This is a genomic window from Gillisia hiemivivida (assembly GCF_007997295.1).
GTDB classification, from domain to species: Bacteria; Bacteroidota; Bacteroidia; order Flavobacteriales; family Flavobacteriaceae; genus Gillisia; species Gillisia hiemivivida.
The window spans coordinates 123,824-147,094 of the sequence record NZ_VORY01000006.1; the positions used below are offsets into that span (position 1 = coordinate 123,824).

The 23,271-nt window shown below is 35.0% G+C and carries 21 protein-coding genes; 9 read left to right on the forward strand and 12 right to left on the reverse strand.

Annotated features, from left to right (window positions below):
- Positions 1-13: 13 nt before the first annotated feature.
- The 8 genes from ES724_RS07675 to ES724_RS07710 all read right to left on the reverse strand — a co-directional run bounded on the left by ES724_RS07675 (position 14) and on the right by ES724_RS07710 (position 7,338).
- Positions 14-808 (reverse strand): enoyl-ACP reductase FabI, encoded by a 795-nt coding sequence (locus ES724_RS07675; RefSeq protein ID WP_146931760.1) that lies wholly within the window; start codon positions 806-808, stop codon positions 14-16.
- Positions 802-1,854 (reverse strand): type III polyketide synthase, encoded by a 1,053-nt coding sequence (locus ES724_RS07680; protein WP_146931763.1) that lies wholly within the window; start codon positions 1,852-1,854, stop codon positions 802-804. Before ES724_RS07680 ends, ES724_RS07675 begins: the two co-directional genes overlap by 7 nt.
- A gap of 6 nt (positions 1,855-1,860) precedes the next feature.
- Positions 1,861-2,574 (reverse strand): methyltransferase domain-containing protein, encoded by a 714-nt coding sequence (locus tag ES724_RS07685; protein WP_146931766.1) that lies wholly within the window; start codon positions 2,572-2,574, stop codon positions 1,861-1,863.
- The gene (locus ES724_RS07690) at positions 2,571-3,695 is read right to left on the reverse strand and encodes an NAD(P)/FAD-dependent oxidoreductase (protein WP_146931769.1); all 1,125 of its coding nucleotides are present in this window, start codon (positions 3,693-3,695) and stop codon (positions 2,571-2,573) included. The genes ES724_RS07685 and ES724_RS07690 overlap by 4 nt, the downstream gene beginning before the upstream one ends.
- A 74-nt stretch (positions 3,696-3,769) precedes the next feature.
- Positions 3,770-4,465, reverse strand: a complete 696-nt coding sequence (locus tag ES724_RS07695) for an OmpA family protein (protein ID WP_146931771.1) — start codon at positions 4,463-4,465, stop codon at positions 3,770-3,772.
- Between the two features lie 10 nt (positions 4,466-4,475).
- Positions 4,476-4,955, reverse strand: a complete 480-nt coding sequence (locus ES724_RS07700) for a lipocalin family protein (protein WP_146931774.1) — start codon at positions 4,953-4,955, stop codon at positions 4,476-4,478.
- 86 nt (positions 4,956-5,041) lie between these two features.
- Positions 5,042-5,203 carry a DUF1328 domain-containing protein gene (locus ES724_RS07705; protein WP_146931776.1) on the reverse strand — a complete coding sequence of 54 codons (162 nt, stop codon included), beginning with the start codon at positions 5,201-5,203 and terminating at the stop codon, positions 5,042-5,044.
- A gap of 128 nt (positions 5,204-5,331) precedes the next feature.
- Positions 5,332-7,338, reverse strand: coding sequence for an alpha-ketoacid dehydrogenase subunit alpha/beta (locus ES724_RS07710; RefSeq protein ID WP_146931779.1), 2,007 nt, complete (start codon positions 7,336-7,338; stop codon positions 5,332-5,334).
- Between the two features lie 128 nt (positions 7,339-7,466).
- On the opposite strand from ES724_RS07710, the gene ES724_RS07715 reads away from it, so the two are divergent.
- From ES724_RS07715 to ES724_RS07745, 7 genes are all read left to right on the forward strand, one after another.
- A complete protein-coding gene (locus tag ES724_RS07715; protein ID WP_146931782.1) occupies positions 7,467-8,417 on the forward strand; it encodes an isopenicillin N synthase family dioxygenase in 951 nt (316 codons plus the stop codon).
- 3 nt (positions 8,418-8,420) lie between these two features.
- Positions 8,421-8,774, forward strand: a complete 354-nt coding sequence (locus ES724_RS07720; protein ID WP_170249865.1) for a translation initiation factor — start codon at positions 8,421-8,423, stop codon at positions 8,772-8,774.
- 30 nt (positions 8,775-8,804) lie between these two features.
- The gene (locus tag ES724_RS07725; RefSeq protein WP_146931787.1) at positions 8,805-9,734 is read left to right on the forward strand and encodes a DUF1835 domain-containing protein; all 930 of its coding nucleotides are present in this window, start codon (positions 8,805-8,807) and stop codon (positions 9,732-9,734) included.
- Position 9,735: 1 nt separating this feature from the next.
- Complete coding sequence (locus tag ES724_RS07730; protein ID WP_146931790.1) at positions 9,736-10,608, forward strand: nucleoside phosphorylase; 873 nt, start codon at positions 9,736-9,738, stop codon at positions 10,606-10,608.
- A gap of 67 nt (positions 10,609-10,675) precedes the next feature.
- Positions 10,676-12,718 (forward strand): polyphosphate kinase 1, encoded by a 2,043-nt coding sequence (gene ppk1, locus ES724_RS07735; protein WP_146931792.1) that lies wholly within the window; start codon positions 10,676-10,678, stop codon positions 12,716-12,718.
- Positions 12,718-13,569 carry a substrate-binding domain-containing protein gene (locus tag ES724_RS07740; protein ID WP_146931795.1) on the forward strand — a complete coding sequence of 284 codons (852 nt, stop codon included), beginning with the start codon at positions 12,718-12,720 and terminating at the stop codon, positions 13,567-13,569. The genes ppk1 and ES724_RS07740 overlap by 1 nt, the downstream gene beginning before the upstream one ends.
- A 34-nt stretch (positions 13,570-13,603) precedes the next feature.
- Positions 13,604-14,200, forward strand: coding sequence for a porin family protein (locus ES724_RS07745; RefSeq protein ID WP_146931798.1), 597 nt, complete (start codon positions 13,604-13,606; stop codon positions 14,198-14,200).
- A 1-nt stretch (position 14,201) separates the two neighbouring features.
- Here ES724_RS07745 and ES724_RS07750 read toward each other — a convergent pair whose 3' ends face one another.
- A complete protein-coding gene (locus tag ES724_RS07750) occupies positions 14,202-14,870 on the reverse strand; it encodes a uracil-DNA glycosylase (RefSeq protein WP_146931802.1) in 669 nt (222 codons plus the stop codon).
- 47 nt (positions 14,871-14,917) lie between these two features.
- Between ES724_RS07750 and ES724_RS07755 the strand changes: the two genes are divergently transcribed.
- Both ES724_RS07755 and ES724_RS07760 read left to right on the forward strand, forming a co-directional pair.
- Complete coding sequence (locus ES724_RS07755; protein ID WP_146931805.1) at positions 14,918-17,107, forward strand: endonuclease MutS2; 2,190 nt, start codon at positions 14,918-14,920, stop codon at positions 17,105-17,107.
- A gap of 1 nt (position 17,108) precedes the next feature.
- Positions 17,109-17,537 carry a thiol-disulfide oxidoreductase DCC family protein gene (locus ES724_RS07760; RefSeq protein WP_146931807.1) on the forward strand — a complete coding sequence of 143 codons (429 nt, stop codon included), beginning with the start codon at positions 17,109-17,111 and terminating at the stop codon, positions 17,535-17,537.
- An 81-nt stretch (positions 17,538-17,618) separates the two neighbouring features.
- Here the strand turns inward: ES724_RS07760 and ES724_RS07765 are convergent, their stop codons facing one another.
- The 3 genes from ES724_RS07765 to ES724_RS07775 form a co-directional block, all read right to left on the reverse strand.
- Positions 17,619-18,941, reverse strand: a complete 1,323-nt coding sequence (locus ES724_RS07765; protein ID WP_146931810.1) for a dicarboxylate/amino acid:cation symporter — start codon at positions 18,939-18,941, stop codon at positions 17,619-17,621.
- A gap of 17 nt (positions 18,942-18,958) precedes the next feature.
- Complete coding sequence (gene aroC, locus ES724_RS07770; protein ID WP_146931813.1) at positions 18,959-20,023, reverse strand: chorismate synthase; 1,065 nt, start codon at positions 20,021-20,023, stop codon at positions 18,959-18,961.
- A 270-nt stretch (positions 20,024-20,293) separates the two neighbouring features.
- On the reverse strand, positions 20,294-23,203 hold the full coding sequence (locus ES724_RS07775; RefSeq protein ID WP_146931816.1) for an FAD-binding and (Fe-S)-binding domain-containing protein: 2,910 nt from the start codon (positions 23,201-23,203) through the stop codon (positions 20,294-20,296).
- Positions 23,204-23,271: the final 68 nt, after the last annotated feature.

Genomic DNA, 23,271 nt, shown 5'->3' on the forward strand with positions numbered 1-23,271 from the left:
GCTTTTGGATAAATTATTTAAGATGTTCGCCACCATTTACAGGAATTATAGTCCCTGTGATCCAACTAGCTTCATCCTTACTTAAAAGATATACCACATTGGCAACATCATTTGGAACAGTTAAACGCTTAAAAGGATTACGTTTTAGTGCATGCATTCTCAAAGTTTCATTTCCCGGAATCATTTGAAAAGATCTTGTAACGGTAACTCCTGCCTGAATACAGTTTGCTCTAATTCCATATCTTGCAAATTCCAAAGCCATACTTCTCGTAATAGATTCTAGAACTACTTTTGCTGCAGAAACAGCTGCATAATTTTCCCAAGCTTTCTTATTTCCTTCACTTGTAAAAGAAATAACACGGCCATCTTTTGCAAATAATCCTGCCTGGTATACAGCTTCAGTCCAGTCGTATAAACTCAAGGCCATAGCATCTATGGTGATCTGGAAATCTATATTTTCTAAAAAAGGACCTTCGCCACTCATCGGCTTTAAATTACCTTTGGCAATACTGTGTACCAAAGTTCTTATTTTACCTTTCTCTCCAAGAATACTTGTAATTTCCTTTATAAGATCTGCCCTTTTTTCCTTTTGTACAGCATCTACATTAAAACTTTCTAACTGAACACCAGAATTTCTGATGTCCTCAAAAGCTTCTTCTATATCAGGGATCTCCGACTTCCTATCCCTATGGATAATTATAATATTCATGCCATGTTTGGCAAGTTTTCGGGCTGTTGCTAGTCCAAGTCCGCTGCTGCCTCCTAGGACCAAAGCCCAGTAATTAAGATCTTTAAATTCTGCTACCATTCTATTAAAATTCGTTGAGCCGAAAACCCGGGGCCAAAACTTAAAAGTAAACCCTGCTCTCCTTTTGGAATGTCCTTTTTAAGGAATCTTTCCAAAACGTAAAGAACGGTAACGCTACTCATATTACCGTAAAGACGAAGTACTTCCCGGGTATCGTCTATATTCTTCCCTAAGGTACCAAAAAGATCAGACACTGTTTGTACTATCTTTCTTCCACCTGGATGAAAAATAAGATGATCAACTTTTTCTATAGAACTACCATTCTTTTCTAAAAAAGGATAAATAATATCTGGAAAATGATTAGAAATTGTTTCGGGAACAGTTTCATCAAGAATCATTTGCAATCCAGAATTGGCTAAATGGAATCCCATTAAATGGGTAGCATCAAAAAAGTGATACATCTCTTCGCCAATGATCTTAGGTCCCACGGCATCGTCTTCAGATGAAAGCAATACGCAGGCTGCACCATCTCCAAAGATAGCAGCACTCACCATATTAGCCATGCTGAAGTCTCCCAATTGAAAAGTAGCAGTTGGACTTTCTACGGCAACTATGGCTGCTCTTTTTCCTGGATTGGCCTGTAAAAATTTATGAGCGTAGATCATTCCTGAGATCCCGGCAGCACACCCCATTTCGGTAACAGGGAGTCGGGTGATATTTTGCTTCAGTTGTAATTCATTAATAAGATAGGCATCTAGAGAAGGAATCATGATCCCAGTGCAACTAACGGTGATAATGAAATCTAAAGATTCAGGTTGCCAGTTGTTCTCTTCTAATGCAGATTTTAATACATCCTTCCCTAATTTCTTTACTTCCCGAACATAGATATTATTTTTTTCTTCAAAAGAAGTCGCTGTAAAAACTTCCTCAGGAGCCATTATGGAATATCGCTTATCTACCCCAGCGCCTTCAAATATTTTAGTGATCTTTCTTTTAAATCGTTCCTCCTTTTCGCCTAACCATTCTTCCACCAACGGAATAATATCTGAAGTTTCTCTATAATATTTTGGAAGTTCTTTTTGAACACTAATAATTCTTACACTCATAGGGGGTTATTTTTTTAAGATCCAACGGTATCGGAAAGCCCATTTCCATTCAATACTATGTGTTTGAGCCGGAATTTTGTTTGCTAATTTTTTTAGATCATTCTTTTTAAAACCACGAAGAATAGAGGTTAGTCCATCTTTTCTTGCAATTTCATTATTAATGAAAACTCTACAAAAAGCTTGAAACAAAACGTAAGCGATTTTACTTCGCTGAAGATCATTAATAATTACACCCAATTGGGACTGTTCCTTAAAGATGTTTAGTAATTCCAAGATCTCTTCATTTTTGAAATGATGCAGCGTCAAGGTACATAGAACAATGTCATATTCTTGTCTTTTGTAGTCTTCACTAAAAATATTTAGTGTTTCAAATTTTATTTCTGGATAATAATCAGATCGTCGTTGAGCAATTTCAATAGCATATGGATTCGCATCTATCCCAATAAGTTCCATATCCAATTTTTGATCTCTCCCCCAATTTGCGATTTCTCGAAGTACAGCGCCACTGCCACACCCAACATCTGCAATTCTAATTGTTCTTTTCTCAGGAGTATCTTTTAATAGCTTCTGAATTCCATCCAAAGTAATCTTATTACCGCCCAACCATTTATTTATATTTTCAAGATCGCTCAGAGTTTGTTCTAATTCGGCTCCCTTTAATTCGAAATCGTCCATAATCTCGGCTTCTTCACTGCGTTTTGAAGTATTTATAGAAATCATACTATTGGTTTTCCGTGGGTTCTTGAAATAATTTTTGGTAGTAAAAAGGGAAAGCTACTTATAATTCTTTGAACGAAGTTTGAAAGATTTGGGTTTAATAAAATTCTTTGCAAAATGTGGCCCATTTGTAATCTCGAGCTAAACTGTTCTTTCCATTTTTTCTGATATTCTTTTTCCATAGCTTTCCTAGAGTAACAATCATCTTTATAATAATTGAGAATTGCTCCTGAAGCTATCTTAGCGCTATGAATTGCCATAGCCATACCATTACCGGATAAGGGATGGATAAGCCCAGCTGCATCTCCCAACATTAATATATGATCCTGTATACTCGATTTCTTTTCAAAAGAGATCTGCGCAATACTCAAATCCTTTTCAAATAATGGGGTAGCATCCTGAAAGAAGTCCCTTAATTGGGGATTCTCTATTAAAACCTCATTTTTAAAGCTGATTGGATCTTTATGTTTTTTGAAACTATTGTAAGAAGCTAAATAACATACATTGATTGCTCCGGTTTCAGTTTTAGATAATCCACAATAACCACCTTTAAAATTATGAAGCATTACAAGATTATCTGGAAAATCATCTTTTTTATAATGTCCTTTAATAGCCAACCAGCCAGACTTTTGTTCTATAAACTGACGATCTAATTTTTTATCCAATAAAGAGCGCTTTCCATAAGCGCCTAAAACTACCTGAAATTGAAAAGATCCCTTCTGATTTGTAGTTAATTCAAACTCATCGTCATTATAATTCACATCAGTAACTAATGCTTGGATAAAGTTCACTCCAGATGCAATTGCTTTTTGATAAAGAAATTCATCTAAGGCATACCGGGAAATTCCTAAACCTCCTAAAGGCAATTTGGTATTTACAATTTTTCCTGAGGCATCACTAAACTGTAACTTATCTATTGATGCAGGCTTAAGATCTGATAAATGGATATCAAGTTGTTTTAAATAAGGAACAATTTCTAGTGACACATATTCCCCACAAACCTTGTGGTTAGGATAAGTATCTTTCTCAAATACCGTAACAGGTAAATTATTTTTAGATAGATGGATCGCGGCAACAAGACCGGACAAACCTCCCCCAATAATTCCAATAGGTTTCTTTTTCACTTGTTGAAGATAGTAAAATGAAATAAAAAAATCCCGGGGATTAGCCGGGATTTAGTATGAATTTGTGAGTTGTCTTAGTTCTCGTCAGTAGCCTCTTCTGCTTCTTTCTTCATTTGCTCATTGGCAACGATAGCAATCTCTACTCTTCTGTTTTTGGCTCTACCTTCAGCAGTTGAATTGTCATACTTAGGTTGAGATTCCCCATACCATTTAGTATCAAATCTCCCTTTAGAAATACCATCACTTACTAAAAAGTTAGTTACGGCCTGAGCTCTATTCTTAGATAAAGTTAAGTTGTAACTATCACTACCAGCACTATCTGTATGTCCTTCAACTAAAATTTCGGTATCTGGATATTCCTTAAAGATTCCAACCAGCTTGTGAAGTGCGTCTCTTGATTTTTCATTAATATTATACTTTTCAGTATCAAAATAGATTCCACTATTCTCATCAAAAGTTACGTTAATTCCTTCACCTACTCTTTCTACTTCAGCTCCTGGAATTTCTTGCTCTATTTGCTTAGCTTGTTTATCCATTCTGTTTCCAATGTATCCACCTGCGGCGCCACCAACAACTCCACCAATGATGGCTCCAAGAGCGGTGTTCCCTTTTCCTACATTGTTTCCAACAACACCACCAATTACGGCTCCACTACCTGCACCAATTACGGCACCTTTTTGTTTATTATTCGCATTTTTAGTAGCCTCACAACCAAATAATAATGCTGCAGAAAAGGCTAAAGCTAAAAATTTATTTATTCCAATTTTCATAATTTATATTTTAAAGTTTAGTAAAATTCATTCTTATAACAAATGGAGATCCTTCCAATGTTACAGTTTGTTCCCAAATCATGGTAGTTTCAGTTAAAGAAACCAAATTGATCCTGAAACCTTGATTCCCTGTAGTAGAATTCCATTTGCTATCTGTGGGCTTTAACAAAAAGTCAAAGCTGTTCATAGTTGAATTTTGATCATCTATAGACCAAACGAAATAACGTTCTCCAGCAGTACAGTCCGCGCCAGTTGTGGTGTAGGTTCCTGTATTATTGTTAGAAACAAAACTCCAGTTACCTCCTTTGAAACATGCTGCAGAAGCATCATTAAATAAAGTTACATCGAAAGTTCCTTGGGAATTAGGATACGTAACAGCGTTCAGCATCCAGTCACCTTTAAAGGTTTTACGAGCCTCTGTGGCTACTTTACTTGGCCCACAGGAAGCTATTAAAAGCGCTGTAGTTAATATAAAAATTAATTTTTTCATAAGGGTCTTTTTTGAATTTTAAGATTAGAAAAAATCCAACCGGATAAATTTATTTTACCTGATTGGATTTCTATGTTGTACTTAAATTATCTTTTGATTAATCGGCTTATTAAAGAAATAACAAGCAATACAATAAAAATATAAAAGATAATTTTTGCAATGTCTGCAGATCCTTCTGCGATTCCTCCAAAACCGAAAATTGCTGCAACTATAGCAATGATCAGGAAAATAACAATAAGTCGTACCATATTAGAAGTTTAATGATTAGTTAGCGCTAAATTACTCTTCGGGTAAGCATCTAACAAAAGATTATTAATAATTTAACAAGTAAATTGTTAAGGAATCTTAAATATGGACTCCTAAAGCTAATATTTTGCTAATACGCTATTAATTCTTTTAATTTTTCATTAATACGATTTTTCGGAAGATATTGATTCTCTAGGTTTTGTGTAAAAGGAATAGGTGTTTCCATACTTCCTAATCGCATTATTGGGGCATCTAAATATTCAAAACATCCTTCTGCTATCTGTGCTGCGATATCTGAGGCAATACTTCCGAAGATAGAATCCTCATTTATAATAAGCACTCTTCCTGTTTTCTTAACAGAATTAAAAACAGTTTCTATATCCATTGGCTGCAAGGTTCTAAGATCTATAAGATCCACACTAAGATCTGGAAAATCCAATAAGGCTTCCATCGCCCAATGTACTGCGGCTCCATAAGTAACTATGCTTACCTCATTTCCTTCCTGTAGGAAAGCGGCTTTCCCAAATGGAATAGTATAGTAATTTGTAGGTACTTCTTGACGAATACTTCTATAAAGCGCTTTATGCTCGAAGAATAACACAGGGTTGGGATCGTTAAAAGCAGTATTTAATAATCCTTTTGCATCTTTAGGAAATGCTGGATAAACCACCTTTAAACCAGGAGTTTTAGTAAACCAAGCCTCGTTGGTTTGGCTATGAAAGGGTCCTGCTCCTACTCCTGCGCCGCATGGCATTCTAATAACAACATCTGCCTGTTGGTTCCATCTATAATGAACTTTTGCTAAATAATTTACTATAGGATTAAAGCCTGAACTCACAAAATCTGCAAATTGCATTTCCACCATAGACTTAATTCCTTTAATAGAAAGTCCCATGGCAGCTGCCACTATTCCAGATTCACAAATAGGAGTATTCCTAACTCTATCTTTACCAAAGTCATGTAAGCTGTTTTCAGTAATTTTAAAAACACCTCCATAATCTGCAATATCTTGCCCCATCAAAACAAGATCTTTATGTTGCTGCATAGATTGTTTTAAACCCTCAGCAATCGCATCTATAAATCGGATGTTTTTAACTTCTTTGTTTTCTTCAAAATTCTGATATTCAAAATTTTGATATACATCATTTAACTCTTCACTTTCAGAAGAAACAATTATTTCTTCATCAAAAGCAAGTTGTAAATTCTCATCAATTTCAGCTTTAATCTCCTTTATATATCCATTATTTACCTCCTCTGTAAGAATATTATTTTCAATAAGAAACTCTTTAAAATTAGAGATTGGATCTTTAGCAGCCCACTCGTTCATTAACTCGTCTGGAACATATTTGGTGCCACTAGCTTCCTCATGACCTCTCATTCTAAAAGTGATAAACTCCAACAATACCGGTCTTGGATTTTCACGAACACTTTCAGCAATTTCTGAAACCTTGGTAAAAACTTCTAAGATATTATTTCCATCTATTTGATGTGCTTCCATCCCATAACCAATCCCGCGATCTATTATGTCTTTACATCTGTATTGCTCGCTACTTGGAGTAGAAAGTCCATATCCATTATTTTCAACACAAAATAATACCGGTAGATCCCATACAGAGGCAATATTTAGAGCTTCATGAAAATCTCCTTCACTAGTACCTCCTTCTCCCGTAAAAACAGCCGTTAACTTATTTTCATTTTTAAGTTTATGTGCTAAGGCAATCCCATCTGCAACCCCTAATTGAGGTCCTAGGTGAGAGATCATACCCACTATCTTAAATTCCTGAGTTCCAAAATGAAAGCTTCTATCTCTACCTTTTGTAAAACCATTCGCTTTTCCCTGCCACTGCGAGAACAGTCTAAAAAGCGGAATCTCTCTTGCTGTAAAAACTCCTAAATTTCTATGCATTGGCAAGATATATTCATCTTCTTGCATTGCCATAGTAACCCCAATAGAAATCGCTTCTTGACCAATCCCGCTAAACCATTTTGATACTTTACCCTGCCTAATTAAAATAAGCATTTTTTCTTCTATAAGTCTGGGTTTAAGCATTCCCCTATATAACTTCAATAAAGTGGAATCTGGGAGATTGGTATTTTGAAAATTTATAGGTGTAAACTCTGTGGTTGCTGGTTTCATAAAATAAATCTAGTTATTCAAATGTAATTAATTTTATGAGTACCTTATAATTGGAAAGAAAAATATATACTCCGTTAATTTTATTTAACTTTGTTTGTAAACTATGATAAAGACAGCGTAAAATGGCAATGAATAATATACCAAGTGTAGATTTAGCAGATTTCCTCTCGGAGGATCCAAAGCGTAAGCAAAAATTTATAGATGAATTAGGTAAAGCCTATGAAGAGATTGGATTTGTTTCCTTGAAAAATCATTTTCTAAGTGATGACCTAGTAGATGAATTATATAAAGAAGTAAAATCTTTCTTTGATCTTCCAGAAGAAACTAAGAAAGGTTACGAAATTGAAGATTTAGGCGGACAAAGAGGCTATATATCTTTTGGTAAAGAACATGCCAAGGGCAAAAAAGAAGGAGATCTTAAAGAGTTCTGGCATTTTGGGCAAGAGCCGTCACCCGATGCTGATTTAAAAGAAGATTATCCTCCAAATGTTATTGTAGAAGAATTAAAAGATTTTAATCATACCGGGATGGAAGCATTTAGAATGCTGGAAAAAACCGGAATTTATGTATTACGTGCATTAGCAATTTATATTGGTTTAGACGAGCACTATTTTGACCATTGGGCTAGTAATGGGAATAGTATCTTAAGACCTATTCACTACCCTCCAATTACAGAAGAACCAAAAGGTGCAGAACGTGCCGGAGCACATGGAGATATCAATTTGATCACCCTTTTAATGGGAGCTTCCACTGGAGGTCTTCAAGTTTTAAGAAAAGATGGCGAATGGATTGATGCTATTCCAGAAGAAGACGAGCTGGTAATTAATGTTGGGGATATGTTAGAAAGACTTACCAATAATAAATTGAGATCTACTATTCATAAAGTGGTTAATCCTCCCAAAGAGCAATGGAGCAATCCTAGATATTCTATTCCATTTTTCTTGCATCCAAGAGGTGAAATGCCTTTAAATTGTTTGGAAGAATGTATAGATGAAAACAACCCTAAGCAATATGAAGATATTACCGCTGGAGAATTTCTACATCAGCGTCTTGTTGAGATAGGGCTTATTAAAGAATAAGTGATGTCTAAAAAGAAATTAGGATTAGATGATTTGGGCGGATTTGTGTTTTCTACAGATAATGATTTTGATGTAGACGCAAATAATTCAGATCAGATTGAAACCCCAGCGCCAAAAGATCAACATTTAGAAGCACATTTTAGCAACAAAGGTCGGGGTGGTAAAATAGTGACTGTTATTAAAGGTTTTGAAGGGAATGATGATGATCTTAATTCACTTGGAAAAACATTAAAGAAAAAGTGTGGTGTTGGTGGATCTGTGAAAGATGGTGAAATCATTATTCAGGGAGATGTTAGAAACAAGGTCATGGAGTTTTTAAAACACGATGGTTATAGCGTGAAACGAGTTGGCGGATGATTAGTAATAATGTTTTTTTAACTTCAGAATATGCCTAGACAATTACATATTACTAATGGAAATTCCCTTGCAGAAAATATTTTGGAACTGGGTATTAAAGGAGATATTGTTAATTGGAGAGAAATGTTATGTGAGGGTCCTACTACCTACGAGTTAGGAACTCCAGAGTATATTAATCTTCGAACCACTTTTTTAAAGCGATATTATCAAATTAATCCTGAAGAATACGAAGAGAAATTTTTACAAGAACTTCATAAATTAGATACCATAAAAGATACCGATGAAATAATTCTTTGGTTCGAATTCGATCTTTTTTCTCATATTAATATGATCGCCGCAATTAGTAGATTATTAGAAAACAAGGTGGAAGTGCCTGTTTACCTAGTTTGTAGTAAAAAACTTAAGGGAGAGAAAGAATTTCAGCCACTTTCTCAATTATCGCTGAAGCATTTAAAAAATCACTTTGACCAGAAGATACATTTAGATCCAGATGATCTAGAAATGGCAAATTTGATCTGGCAGTATTATAATGAAGAGAATCCTTTGAAATTAAAAGGTATGATCAAGCAAAAATCTAATTTCGAATACCTCTCTAGCTGTATTAGGACTCATATAGAACGTTTCCCCAGCTCTACAACAGGTTTGAACACTATAGAAACAAATATCCTTAGATTAATTAAACAGAATAATATCTCTAGTTCAAATCAGTTACTTGGCTATTCCATTCAATATCAGGGATATTTTGGGTATGGGGAAAGGCAAATCCAAAGATTACTGGATAAATTGAAACAGTTTTACACGCTTGAAAATGACAGGATTATCTTAACTAAACAAGGTGAAGAGGCATTGATTGGCTCTCGCAATTTTTATCAAGACCTAAAAAACAACGATTCATTTGGTGGAGTTAAAATGTATGATTTTCTATACGATTCAGAATCACATAATATTTTAAAATTATAGAATGACTTTAAAACCTTCAGAGTTTATCTTAAATGAAGATGGCAGCATCTATCACTTAAATTTGTTGCCAAATCAATTAGCTTCAACAGTTATTACGGTGGGGGATCCAGATAGAGTAAGCCATGTTACTAAGTATTTTGACACTTTAGAACATAAAGTGCATAAAAGAGAATTTCATACTCAAACTGGAATTTACAAAGGAAAACGTATTAGTGTGGTCTCTACAGGAATTGGAACAGATAATATAGATATCGTTTTTAACGAATTAGATGCATTGGTAAACATAGATTTTAAAACCCGAAAAGTTAAAGATAATCTCACCTCTCTTGATATAATTAGAATAGGAACTTCTGGTTCTATTCAGGCAGATATTCCAATCGATTCATTTCTAGTTTCTGAAACGGCTATAGGATTCGATTCTTTACTTCATTTTTACAAGAACGAAGATATTCAGGATGTTAAATTCTCTGAGTCTTTACTGGGTCACCTTATTCTACCAAGAGAAAATGGAATTCCCTATGTTATCAATGCAGATAAGACCCTGCTCTCCTATTTTGAAAAGGATTATTTGAAAGGAATTACAGTCACCAACTGTGGTTTCTATGGTCCACAGGGAAGAGTTTTGAGGTTGCCATTAAGCAATCCAAATCTAAATGAAAGAATGGCTAGTTTTAATCATTTAGATAGAAGAATTACTAATCTAGAAATGGAAACTGCAGGAATATATGGCTTATCTAAACTGCTTGGTCATAGAGCGGTATCTTTAAATGCTATAGTTGCTAATAGAGCAACTGGAGAATTCAGTAAAGATCCAACAGGAACAGTAGAAAAGCTTATTGTTGATGCATTGGATAGAATAGCTGCTATCCAGTAAGTTATTTAACAGAACATTAAAGTAGAGAGCATTGGAGTCTTTGTATTTTTGTTGAAAAAGATCCCCTATGCTAGCATCTACAGAATCTCGTTTAAGACATCGTGACCTAAACTGGTTGAGTTTCAACGAACGTGTATTACAGGAAGCTGAAGACGACATAAATCCGCTTTATGAAAGGCTTAAGTTTCTGGCCATCTTCTCTTCCAATTTAGATGAATACTTTAGAGTCCGGGTATCACAATTACGCCAAATAAAAAGGGTAGAAAAGAGCATTCGTAAAAAACTTGCGTTGCGCCCTAATAAATTTACAAAGCAAATTTTAGAAGAGGTTAAACTTCAGCAAAATAAATTTGGGGAGATCTTTCATGAACAGATTATTCCACAACTTGCTGAAAACGGAATTTTTCTTATCAAATCTGAAGACTTCAATCAGACTCAACATACTTATGCCAAAAAATATTACGAAGAAAAGGTTGCTGAATATTTAAAGCCTGAGATTGTTGACCTTACTAAGGAATCTGAAATATTTCTTACTAATAATGTCCTGTATTTTGTTGTTACTTTTAAAAATGAGAACAAACTGGGTATTGTAAATATCCCTGCAGAAGAATGTGGGCGTTTTGTACAATTTAATAACAATACGATCACTTTTCTGGACGATGTTATACGAAATATGATTCCAGAAATTTTTTCAAAAGAATCTGTTTCCGGGATCTTTGAAATTAAGATGTCTCGAGATGCAGAACTCTACATTGAAGATGAATTTGAGGGAGTTTTAGCTGAAAAAATTTATGAGTCTTTGGCTCAACGTACAGATGGACAAGCTACTCGTTTACTATATGATTCAGATATAGATAAGGATATCCATAAGAAATTGCGAAAACTCCTGAATCTTGGAAAGATAGATATGATGCCAGGAGGAAGATATCATAATTTTAGTGATTTCTTTTCATTCCCAGATCCATCCAATAACCCAAGCTTACATTTCGAGGAGCTTTCTCCCCTTAAGCATAAAGCTTTGGGGAATACTGAGGATTATTTTGAGCTTATAGCCAAGAAAGATCAGTCTTTGCATTTCCCATTTATGCCTTTTAATTATGTAGAGAAATTTTTGGAGCAAGCCGCATCAGATCCAGATGTAGAAGCAATCAAAATATCATTATATAGAGTAGCAGATGAATCTCAGTTGACTTCCAGCCTTATTAAGGCTATAGAAAATGGCATCAAAGTAACCATATTCGTAGAAGCCAAAGCTAGGTTTGATGAAGCTAACAATATAGTTTGGGGTAGAAAATTTGAAGAAAAAGGAGCTAAAGTTATCTATAGTTATCCAAAGATAAAAGTACATTCCAAAATCATGTTGGTAAAACGACGTGAAAATGGAAAATCGAAAAGATATGCCTATATAGGAACTGGAAATTTTAATAGTAAAACTTCTAAGATCTACTGTGACCACGCAATCTTTACCGCAGATAGAAGAGTAACCAAAGAGTTAGATCGTATATTTAAGGTGTTAGATGGAAAATTGATCGTTCCCAGAGAAAAACACTTATTTATTTCTCCATTCTCTACCCGTAGAAATTTTACTAAGCTGGTTTTGAATGAAATTCAATTTGCACTGGAAGGGAAAAAGGCTTCTATAGTTGCAAAAATGAATAGTTTGGAAGATGAAGAAATGATAGAACTTTTATATAAAGCAAGTAATGCGGGAGTAAAAATACGCTTGCTTATTCGTGGATTTACAAGTCTTATTCCTGGAGTTAAAGGGATGAGTGAAAATATTTATATCACTAGTATTATAGATCGGTTTTTGGAACATGGAAGAATCTATCTTTTTGAAAATGATGGGGACGAGCAGATCTTTTTTGGAAGTGCAGACTGGATGAGTAGAAACCTAGACAGAAGGATAGAGGTGATAACACCTATTCTTGATGAAGATATTGCGCAGGAATTCAAAGATATTTTAAAAATACAGTTGAGTGACAATGTAAAGGCGCGGATTCAGGATGAAGAAGAATCTAATGCGTATGTTGAAAAGAAAACTGGTGAAAAAGCTATTCGTTCTCAGTATGAGATCTATCAATATTTAAAAGAAAAACACAGTATATAATGAGAACACTTAGAGTTGGTGGAGTTCCAGAACATTTCAACCTTCCTTGGCATCTCGCTATAGAAGATGGAGATTTTGAATATGATCATTTAAATATTGAGTGGCATAGTTACCCCGGGGGAACTGGCGCAATGAATGCTGCTTTGAGAAATAAACAAATAGATGTAGCCATTATTTTAACTGAAGGGATCATTAAAGATATCATTGCCGGGAATCCTTCTAAAATAGTTCAAACATATGTGCATTCTCCTTTGATCTGGGGAATACATGTTGATGCTAATTCTCCTTATAAATCTGTAGAGGATCTTAAAAATACAAAAGCAGCAATTTCCAGAATGGGCTCAGGCTCTCATCTTATGGCATATATAAATGCTGAAAAGCTTCAATGGGATACGAAATCTTTAGATTTTGAAATTGTTGGTGATATTAATGGAGCTGTAAAAGCACTTTCAGAAGATAAAGCTCAATATTTTATGTGGGAACGATTTACTACTAAACCTTTAGTAGATAAAGGAATCTTTAGAAGTGTTGGGGAATGCCCTACTCCATGGCCTTGTTTTGTAATTGCAGTTAGAGAAGATGTTTTAGAAAATCAAAAGGATGCGGTTAGAGAAATGCTGAAGGTGATAAATACAAAAACGATCAGCTTTAAAGAGATTCCTGAAATTGAATCCTTGCTTGCTAGAAGATACGATCAAAAGCTTGAAGATATTAAAGAGTGGTTAGATATTACTTCTTGGAGTGAGTCTCCGCTGACATCAGAAGAAATAGAAAAAGTTCAAACTCATTTATTAAGTTTGAATTTAATTCCTGAAAAACTCGCTGCTTCCAAATTAATTTATAATTTGTAGTCTTTTTAAAAATCATTTCAATTCTAAAAACTACATGAAAAATAAATTAATTCTCCCCCTGTTTTTATTTGCTTCATTTTTAACTTTCTCGCAAGAAAAAGCTACTACAACAGAAACCAATTCTTCAGAAGAAGTATTCAAACGCGACATAGTAAAAAATGAATTAAGTATTGGTACGCTAAATCTGGTAGCTTTTGGAGCTTTGGATATTGCCTATGAACGTATTATTACCCAAAATTCTAGCTGGGCAATTGAAGGTTTTATACTTGCACTAGATAGAGATAATGAAGATATTGGTGATGCTTTTAATAAAGATGTTTCTTTAACTGGGAAGTATAAATATTTCTTTGGAGATAGGACTGCTTGGGGGTTTTACGTAAATGGGTTAGCAATGGTATCTTCTGGAAAATATTCTGAGTATAATGATGCCTTCGTTGATGGTATCTACTACTCGAATCGTGAAGAAAAGGATTATACCGATCTTGCTTTAGGCTTCGGTTTAGGTGGAAAGTTTGTTTCTAAACAAGGATTCTTTTTGGATTTAAGTACTGGTATTGGCAGAAATTTATTTAGCGATGACTCCCCTGTAGTTGTGGGCCAGTTTAATGTAAATCTCGGGTTTAGATTCTAAACTACCATTGTATTGGGGGTTTTCCATTTTTAATTAGATACTTATTGGTTTGGGTAAAATGTTTGTTCCCAAACCAATATCCTCTGTTTGCACTTAATGGAGAAGGATGCCCACTAGTTAAAACCAAATGTTTTGAAGTGTCTATCTTTCTTCCTTTCTTTTTTGCATAACCACCCCAAAGCAAAAAAACAAGATTTTCTTTTCCTTCAGATAGAACTTTGATCACTGCGTCGGTAAATGTTTCCCAACCTTTATTTTGATGAGATCCTGCATCGCCACCCCTAACAGTTAATACCGCATTCAGTAATAAAACTCCTTGATTCGCCCATTTTTCAAGATCACCATTATCTATATTATAGGATTCCCCAAGATCAGATTCCAACTCCTTAAAAATATTCTTTAATGATGGCGGATTGGCAATTCCATTATTTACTGAAAAACACAATCCGTTTGCCTGGCCAACTCCATGATATGGGTCCTGCCCTATTATAACCACCTTAACATTATCTAAAGTTGTTTTGTTGAATGCTTCAAAAATATGATCCTGTTTTGGGTAACAGCTGTTGTTTTTATATTCTTCAGAAACAAAATCTATCAAACCTTGAAAATAAGGTTTATCAAATTCATCATTTAGTGTCTTTTTCCAACTGGTATGGATAGTGAGCTTCATTATAATTTAAGTAAATTTGTATAACCCAAAATTAGGGAAAAATTACTATGATAAAAATCGCATCGAAAAGTCTTCAGGATCTGGAATTCCCCGCTGTTAGAAAACAAATAAGTGAGTTGTGTACCACTCAAATGGGAATAGAAAAGGCTTTAGAAATTGTTCCATATTCTTCTTACAACGACACTATTTTTGGTCTCCAGCAGACCAATGAATATGTGAGTTCTTATATGCAGGATAGCAAAATTCCTAATCATGGTTTTGATGCTGTTCACAAAGAAATCAAGCTCTTAGGTATAGAAAATGCTGTTTTAGAAATTGGAGGTTTCAGGAAGATTTCCAGCCTTTCACAAACTGTAAATGACCAATTACGATTCTTCAATAAATTCAAGGAACTTTACCCAAGCTTATATAAAACTACAGAAGAGGTAGAATACACTAAGGTACTTATAGAGAGAATAGATGAGATAATAGATAGATTTGGTGATGTAAAAGACAATGCTTCCCCCCTGCTGCTAAATACCCGAAGAGCAATGAATTTGGTAAAGGGCCAGATAAATTCGAGTTTTACCAATGCGCTTTCAAAATATAGCGGGTATGGCTATTTAGATGAAATAAAAGAAAGCGTTGTAGATAATATTAGGGTATTAGCAGTTTCGGCTATGCACCGTAAGAAAGTGAAAGGCGGAATTTTGGGTAACTCCAAAACCGGTAGTATAGTTTACATTCAGCCCGAAGCCACTTTAAATCATACCAGAGAATTGAATAATCTTGAATATGAAGAAAAGGAAGAGATTGATAGGATCTTAAAAGAGCTTACGGGATTCTTGGTTCCCTATATTGAGCTATTAAAGGAATATCAGGAACTTCTAAGCGAGATAGACGTAATCGCTGCTAAGGCGAAGTACGCACGTTTAATCAATGGCCTATTACCAAAGATAACAAAGGATCGGGAACTTTTTATAAAAGATGCCTATCACCCTTTGCTTTACAGGAATAATCTTAAATCTGGACAAAAGACCTATCCTCAGAACATTGAACTTTCCAAAGAAGAACGAATTATTGTTATTTCTGGTCCCAATGCCGGAGGTAAAAGTATTACTCTCAAGACGGTTGGCTTGTTGCAAATAATGCTACAAAGTGGAATTTTAATTCCGGTTCATGAATATAGCAGGGTTTGTCTTTTCGATAAAATACTAACTGATATTGGAGATAATCAATCTATAGAAAATCATTTAAGCACCTACAGTTATCGCTTAAAGAACATGAATTATTTTCTAAAGAAATGTGATGAAAAAACCTTGTTTCTTATAGATGAATTTGGAACCGGAAGTGATCCAGAATTAGGTGGTGCTTTAGCTGAAACCTTTTTGGAAGTATTCTATGAACGGGAATCTTTTGGGATCTTAACAACTCACTATACCAATTTAAAGATGTTGGCTAATGAATTGCCATATATGAGCAACGCCAATATGATGTTTGATTCCAGAACTTTAGAACCTCTATTCAAGTTGCATCTTGGAGAAGCAGGAAGTTCTTTTACTTTTGAAGTGGCTCAAAAAAACGGGATTCCGTATAGCTTGATAAACCGTTCAAAAAAGAAGGTAGAACGTGGAAAAATTAGATTTGATAAGAGCATTGCAGATCTCCAACGGGAACGCAGCAAGCTTCAAAAAACGACCGACTCCTTAAAAAGTAAAGAGCTGAAAGCCGCCCAGCAAAAAGAGAAGCTAGAGGAAACAAATTCTAAGATTCAGCAGAAATTGGAAAGCTATCAGGAACTGTATGATAGCAATCAGCGCTTGATATATCTAGGGCAGAAGATCAATGATCTAAGCGAGAAATACTTCAGCAATAAAAAGAAGAAAGATCTTATTGGTGAATTCTTGAAAATTGTTGAGATCGAGAATTCGAAACGCATAAAAGCAACTCCTAAAGAAATAAAGGTCAAAAAAATTAAGGAGAATAAAGTGCTCCAAGAAGCCGAGAAAACGGTTGAAGTTATTAGGGAACGCAAAAAAGAAGAAAAGAAAACAGAAGCCATTCAGCAGAAAAAAGAAGCGAATAAGCCGAAAGTATCCTTAAATATTGGAGACAGAGTGCGAATGCAAGATGGTCGTGCGGTTGGTTCTATAGATAAAATTGAAAAAGGAAAAGCAATAGTGAATTATGGTATGTTTACAACCAATGTAGATCTAGGCGAATTAGAGTTAGTGCAACCGGCAAAAAAGAAGAAATAAAATGGAAGCTGTATTACCAGAAAATAAGAAAATCATCCTTTTTGATGGTGTTTGCAATCTTTGTAACAACGCCATAAATTTTATTATTGAACATGATAAGAAAGATGTTTTTAGGTTTGCTTCATTACAGAGCGATCTAGGCCGAAAACTGGTAATGGAAAGAGGAATAGACCCTGAAATTCTGGATAGTATAATTCTAATTGAACCAGGTGTTGTTTATTACGAAAAATCTACTGCTGCACTAAAAATAGCGAAGGAGCTTTCTGGGGGTTATTCCCTTATGAAACACTTCCTATTTCTCCCAAACTCAATTAGGGATGGAGTTTACAATCTTGTAGCAACCAATCGCTATAAATGGTTTGGTAAAAAAGAATCTTGTATGATCCCTACAACAGAATTAAAAGCGAAGTTTTTAGATTCAACTACCTAATAAGAATTCATGAGGTAGAGTTTTATTTTTAAGTTTTGAATTTGAAAAAAATTTCTAAGGAATTAAATCCTCAATGAAGGATTAAGCCATTTCCTTCTCTTCTGTTTTCTTATAATTATCATCCCAATCCTTAACATTTGGAGGTCCTAATTTATCTACCGATTTTGCGACTAGCATAGAAACAGCAGCATCTCCAGTAACATTCACTGTTGTTCTACACATATCCAAAGGTCTGTCAATGGCAAATATAAGTGCTAAACCTGCTTCTGGAATCCCCGCTTGAGCAAGTACGATTACCAACATTACCATTCCTGCACCAGGAACTGCTGCAGATCCTATAGATGCCAAGGTGGCTGTTACAATGATCCCTAATTGAGCTCCAATTGTAAGATCTATCCCAAAAGCCTGTGCAATAAATACTGCCGCCACTGCTTGATAAAGACTGGTACCATCCATATTTATAGTAGCACCAATTGGCAATACGAAACTCGTTACTTCCTTATGTACTCCAAGATGTTCTTCTACTCTTTCCATAGTAACTGGCAGCGTGGCAGCACTGGAACTTGTTGAAAAAGCTAATAATTGAGCAGGTGCAATTCCATTCAGGAAAAAACCTGGCTTATTCTTGGTAAATATCCAGACCATCAAGATATAGAAGCCAATCATTAATGCTAGACCTATTAATACGGTTAAGGCATACATAGCAAGTGCCGCAAAAAGATCGGCGCTAGGTGATTCTACAACTAAAGCAGCCAATAAAGCAAATACACCATAAGGCGCTGCAAGCATGATAAGATCTATCATTTTTAAGATGACTTCATTAAATCCATCAAAAAAGTCTTTTACAGGTTTTGCTACTGCTTCAGGAATAAGGATTAAACCTATTCCGAAGAAAATGGCAAAGAAGATAACTTGTAGCATATTTGCATTATCACCAGCTGCACCAACAATATTGCTAGGTACTATGTCTTCCAATGCTTGTAAGGGTCCTGCATCTTTTTGTTTTTGAGCATCTGCTATTCTTACAGAAGCATCAGTTTCATAACTGGTAATAAGATCTGTTCTGGTTTCCTCACTTATAGCACTTCCGGGCTTTATTAGATTTACCAATCCAAGTCCTATAGAAACAGCTATTATCGTGGTAATAATATAGGTAACTATTGTTCTGGTTCCCATCTGGGATAATTTGGAAATGTCCTTAAGATCTGAAATCCCCTTGATTAAAGAAGCTAGAATTAACGGAACTGCAATAAGCTTTAAGGCATTAATAAAAATGTTTCCGAAAGGTTTTATCCAATCACTTACAAATTCTGGTCCCCAGCTAAAATTGGTTAATAACAATGCGAAAAGTACCCCAAAGAGCATTCCTAATAAAATTTGCCAGTGCAGTGCTAATTTCTTCATTATAAATCTTTCTTTAATTATATTTTAGATACTTTATTTTGTAACCAAAAATCTGCCAATACCAATGCTGCCATAGCCTCTACAATAGGGATCGCTCTTGGAACCACACAAGGATCATGTCTACCTTTTCCTTGCATTTCAACCAACTCACCTTCAGAGTTTATAGTTTCTTGTTTTTGCATAATTGTAGCTACCGGCTTAAAAGCTACGTTAAAGTAAATATCCATTCCGTTAGAGATTCCTCCTTGGATACCACCGCTTAAATTGGTTTTTGTTGAGCCATCTTGGTTAAAGAGGTCGTTATGCTGGCTTCCTTTTAATTTAGTCCCCTCAAAACCGCTACCGATTTCAAAACCTTTTACAGCATTAATAGAAAGCATTGCTTGGCCTAAACTAGCATGTAATTTATCGAAAACCGGTTCTCCCAAACCTTTAGGTACATTTTTGATGATACATTTTACGGTACCACCAACGGTATCTCCCTGAGATCTGATCTCCCGAATATAAGTCTCCATTTTAGTGGCAGTCTCAGGATCTGGACAACGTACAGGATTAGATTCAATTAAGCTGAAATCTAATTCTGCTGCTTCCTTGTCTAATTTAAGTTCACCTACTGAAGCGGTAAAAGCAACTATTTCAATATCTCTTATAACTTGTTTGGCAATAGCTCCACCAACAACTCTACAAGCTGTTTCCCTGGCTGAAGAACGTCCACCGCCTCTATAATCTCTTACTCCATATTTTTCTGAATACGTGTAATCTGCATGAGAAGGTCTAAAAGTGTTTTTTATATGGGAGTAATCATTGGATTTCTGATTGGCATTTTCAATAGTAAAACCAATAGGTGTACCAGTAGTTACACCTTCAAAGATTCCAGATAGAAAAACAACAGTGTCTGGTTCTTTACGTTGAGTTACAATTGCAGACTGGCCAGGTTTTCTTTTATTGAGATCTGCCTGAATTTTATCTAGATCCAAAGTGATCCCAGCGGGACAACCATCTATAATGCCACCAATAGCTGGTCCATGTGATTCTCCGAATGTAGTTAGTTTGAATAGTTTCCCAAAGGAGTTCCCTGCCATAGATCGATTTTTAACAAATGTAATTTTTTAACTACAGATTTAAAAATCTAAAGACAAATTAAAATTTTAGAGGGAATATTATTCCTTTGAGTTTATTTTACCCTATTTAAATTTTTACTGTCTGTTAATTATCATAAACTTTTAAAGGAATCATTTCTGTATCGATGCATTCTTTAGGAATTTACAGGTCCTCTTAAAATTCTAATTGAATATTCTATAATGAATTCAGGGGGAACGATATTACTATTTTGATAATAAACAGATTTCTATTTAAATTAAGGCTTCTTTTAAAATAGTAACCGGATGTTTAGCTTGTCTTTTTGTACCATCAAAGATCTGATGCCTGCAGCTGGTTCCGTTTGCAGCGATCAAAGTAGAATCAGGACATTTTCTTACTGCTGGAAATAAGCTTTGCTCGCCAATATTCATACTTATCTCATAGTGCTCTTTTTCATATCCAAAAGACCCTGCCATTCCGCAACAACCAGAAGCTATTATTCGCACTTTATAGTTGGTTGGTAAATTGAGAATATCAAAAGTGTATGCAGAATTGGATAAGGCCTTTTGATGACAATGTGTATGTATCTTGATTTCCTTAATTTCTGAAGTAAATGAACTGGATTTTATATTTCCTAAGGCGATCTCTTTCTTTAAAAACTCTTCGATTAGAAAGCAATTTTTAGACAAATTTTCAGCTTGTTCTAAGTTGTTTGCCAATCGTAAATATTCATCTCTAAAACCTAGAATCGCTGAAGGTTCTATTCCTATTAATGGTGTTTCATTTGAAATTAAAGTTGAAAAGAGTTCTATGTTTTTATTGGCTACATCCTTCGCCTCTTCCAAGAACCCCTTAGAAATATAACTTCTTCCACTTTCAGGATTGTTAACCATCTTTACTTGATAGTTCAATTTTTCAAGCAATACCAGTGCGTCAATTCCAACTTCAGCATCTAAATAATTAGTGAATTCATCCTTAAAGAGATAAACCGTTTTGATAGGAGCCTCTAATGTTTTCTGATTTTTTTTATAGTATTCCCATAAAGTGACCTTTGAAAGTTTTGGTAAACTTCTTTCTGAAGCTACACCCATTATATTTTTAGCAATTCCAGAAGTAAACGAATTAGAGAATAAAAAGTTAGAGATTCCAGTTGCTTTAGACGCTAACTGATTCATCTTGGAATTATTAGCAAAAGCTTTACTTCTTAAGGACTTTCCGTTTGATTTTTGATATTGGTATTGAAACTCTGCCTTCAAAGCTGCTACATCTACATTAGAGGGACACTCACTTTTGCATCCTTTACAACTAATACAGAGATCAAAGACCTCTTTTAGTTCTTCATGCGCGAACTTATTTGGTTTTTCTGAATTGGTTAAAAATTCCCGCAAGGCATTTGCCCGCGCTCTGGTAGTATCTTTTTCATTTTTAGTTGCACGATAACTTGGGCACATTGTTCCACCTGCCTCTACAGATTTTCTGCAATCTCCACTCCCATTACATTTTTCGGCCAATCTTAAGATTCCTTGGGAATCAGAAAAATCCATTAGAGTTTTAATTTTGGGTTCCTTTCTATCTATCTCGTAGCGCAAGGAAGTGTCCATTGGCGCTGTATTCGTGATCTTACCCGGATTAAAGATATTATGAGGATCAAAAATGGCTTTTACTTCCTCAAGAAGTTTGTAATTTTTAGAACCTATCATAAGTTCAATAAATTCCCCGCGCAGCCTCCCATCTCCATGCTCCCCACTCATAGAACCTCGATATTTTTTCACCAAAATAGCAACCTCCTCTGTGATCTTTCTAAAAAGATCAACATCTTCTTCTTTCTTCAGATTCAAGATTGGTCTTAAATGTAATTCTCCTGCCCCGGCATGTGCGTAATAAACTGCTTCCTGTTTATATTTTTTCATGATCTCAGAGAATTCTGCGATATAATTTGCCAGATCTGGTAATGCCACAGCTGTATCTTCTATACAGGCTACCGCTTTTTTATCTCCAATTATATTCCCTAGCAAGCCAAGTCCGGCTTTACGTAATTCTAGGGCTTTGTCTATTTGCTCGTCCATAAGAATGGGTAAAGCGTAAGCGAGATTTGTGTTTTCTATTCTATTTAAAAGAACATGAATTTGGTTATTCAAGTCCTCCTGATTTTCAGACCTCAATTCCAACATAAGAATGGCCTTGGGATCTCCTTCAATAAAAAACCTGTTCTCTTTATATTTTAAATTCTGAATCGTACAATCCAGAATCACCTTGTCCATCATTTCACAGGTGTACAAATCACTTTCCATAGCAGGTTCTACAGCTAGCATACAATTTTCTATACTCGAAAAATGAGCAGCAACCATCGCAGTATATTTTGGGGCTAAAACATCTAGTTGCAAGGTAATCTCTGTTGTAAAAGCCAGGGTGCCTTCACTTCCGGAAAGCAGCTCACATAAATTTAATGCTTTGTTGTTTTCAGAAAACACTTCGGTATCAATTAAACTATCTAGTGCATATCCCGTATTCCTTCTGTGAATAGTTTCTAAAGGAAATTCTTTTGTTATTTCTTTCTGAACTTCAGCAGGAGAAAGCAATTTATAAAGCTTCTTATATATTTTAGATTCTAAAGACTTTCCATTTTTATAACCTTCAAAATCATTTCTTGAAATAGGATTAAATTCAGCTTCACTACCATCACTCAAAATTGTTTTTAATCCAAGGGTTTTATCACGTGTTGTTCCATATTTTATAGAAGTAGTCCCGCTAGAATTATTACCAACCATTCCTCCTATCATACATCTATTGGAGGTAGATGTGTTTGGCCCAAAGAATAGTCCAAATTCCTCAATAGCTCTATTTAGATCATCTCTAATAACACCAGGCTCTACCACCACAGTTCTATTATTAGGATCTATTTTTATGATCTTATTGAAATGTTTAGAAACATCTACCACTATACCGCTACCCACACATTGTCCCGCTAATGAAGTTCCAGCAGTTCTAGGTATTAATCCGATACGATTTTGAGTTGCAAAATCTATAAGCAACTTGATATCGTCTTTATTTTTAGGAAAACAAACTGCCAATGGTATTTCTCTGTATACGGAAGCATCAGTGGCATATATACTTTTATGTAGGTCGTCAAACAAAAGTTCCCCGTTGAGAGTTCTTTGTAATTCTAATAATTTCTCTTTCATAGCTGCATTAAAATTACAAATTTCTGGCAGATTATGTTAACAAGGCTTTAGCGATTATTAACAATACA